This is a genomic window from Promineifilum sp. (SeqCode), from assembly GCF_041918635.1.
Taxonomy (GTDB): Bacteria; Chloroflexota; Anaerolineae; order Promineifilales; family Promineifilaceae; genus Promineifilum.
The window spans coordinates 1-1,517 of record NZ_JAYRVJ010000201.1 but is presented as its reverse complement, the minus strand read 5'-3'; the positions used below and the strand labels follow the sequence as shown (position 1 = coordinate 1,517).

The 1,517-nt window shown below is 64.0% G+C and carries 2 protein-coding genes; one reads left to right on the top strand and one right to left on the bottom strand.

What is annotated here, in order from left to right; all coding sequences use genetic code 11:
* Positions 1–35: 35 nt before the first annotated feature.
* Positions 36–518, top strand: a complete 483-nt coding sequence (locus tag ACE3UY_RS07020; protein WP_374686832.1) for an HIT domain-containing protein — start codon at positions 36–38, stop codon at positions 516–518.
* A 33-nt stretch (positions 519–551) separates the two neighbouring features.
* Here the strand turns inward: ACE3UY_RS07020 and ACE3UY_RS07015 are convergent.
* Positions 552–1,517: hypothetical protein (locus ACE3UY_RS07015; protein WP_374686831.1), on the bottom strand; the 966-nt coding region annotated here is incomplete at its 5' end.

The following is a 1,517-nucleotide window of genomic DNA, read 5'->3' as shown; positions in this document are numbered from 1 at the left end:
GGGGCGCGGCGTAAGATCGAGGCCATGTTGAGCGTATGACAAATGCACACTTCTGCCAGACCTGTGAACTCATCGATCGCCGCGACCGCGGCGAAGCGCCCCTCTGGGACAACATCCTCCGCACCGAATATTGGGATGTCGTCCACGCCTTCAACACGTCCCTCCCCGGCTGGCTCGTACTGGTGGCGCGGCGGCACATCGCGGCCATCGCCGAGTTGACCGAAGAGGAAGCGGCCGAATTGGGCGCACTGCTCCGGCGAACCTCAACCGCGCTGCACGAGGTTACCGGCTGCGTCAAGACCTACGCGCTCCAGTTCGCCGAGGCCGAAGGGCACTCCCACGTCCACTTCCACGTCATCCCGCGCATGGCCGATCAGCCGGAGGAGCGCCGCAGTACCAGGGTTTTCGGCTATTTAGGCGTACCTGAAGCGGAGCGTGTGAGCGAAGTAGTGATGAACGACATCGCCATCCAGGTTCAGCGGGTGTTAAGCACGGTAGTTACTGGTTCAGACCTCTGAGGTTTGCGGCAAACCTCAGAGGTCTTAGCCAAATTACCCCTTAATTTCCGCCGCTCCCACCGCCGCGCTCGGCGCATTGAGCGCCTCCTGCACCGCCTGAGCCACCGTATCATAGGCCGTCGAGTTGACCAGGCCAAAGCTGAACTGGTCGGGGACGGCCGTCTGGTAGCGGCGGTTGCCGTCGCGGCCAAAGCCGAAGATGGTCATCTTGCGGTCGGCCGACGGCTTGTAGGAGTCTATGATGTTGTCCTGGGTGTGGTGGAGCAGAAAGATGGAGCGGTTGGCGGTCGAGTCGGCCACGTAGGCCCACTCTTCCCCCTGCAAATCTCCCCGCCAACTGACAAACGCCCCCGTCTGCTTGCGGTTGGAGCGCATCACGAAATCTTTGCCGTCCAGCACACCGCCGGGCGTGCCCTCATAGAGAAACCAGTACTTCCCGGCTGCCTTCAGCACCGTCATGCGGGCGAAGTCGGAGAAAATCTCCCAGCGCGTCTTCCACAGGCCGTCATTGCTGGTGGACTCGAACGTCACTTTCAGCGTCCCTTTGCTGATGACGCGGCTGGTCGAGGTCGTCCGGCCGGGGTGGAAGAAGCCGCCGTCGTTGGGGTGAACCATGTTAGGGATGCCGCGGAAGTCGCCGGCATTGCCTGGGCTGGCGTTCCAGTTGATCCAGTCGATGCCAGTCTCGTCCACCAAACTGGAGAAGCCGCCGCCCGCCTTGTGGTAGTAGTAGATGGCGCGGGGCGTGGTGATCTTGAAAGCGGCGAACCCCTCGTCAGTGGCGTTGGTCAGCGTCACCGCCTCGGGCGCGGTGGGGATGGCCTCGGTCGCGGCCACACCCGGCGCGCTCCCAGCCAAGTCGAAGTAAACGTAATAGCGCCGCGAGGCCGCCGCCGCCGTCTCGCCCGTCAGCCGGAAGATGAGCGTCCCCCGGCCGGCGCCGGCCGTGTCAGGCTCGAACTGGAAGGGCACGGCTTCGTCCAGCGCCCGGCCGTCGGC

Coding starts and splice junctions, on each gene's coding strand:
- ACE3UY_RS07020 (WP_374686832.1), top strand. CDS start 36: ATGACAAATGCACACTTCTGCCAGACCTGTGAACTCATCGATCGCCGC.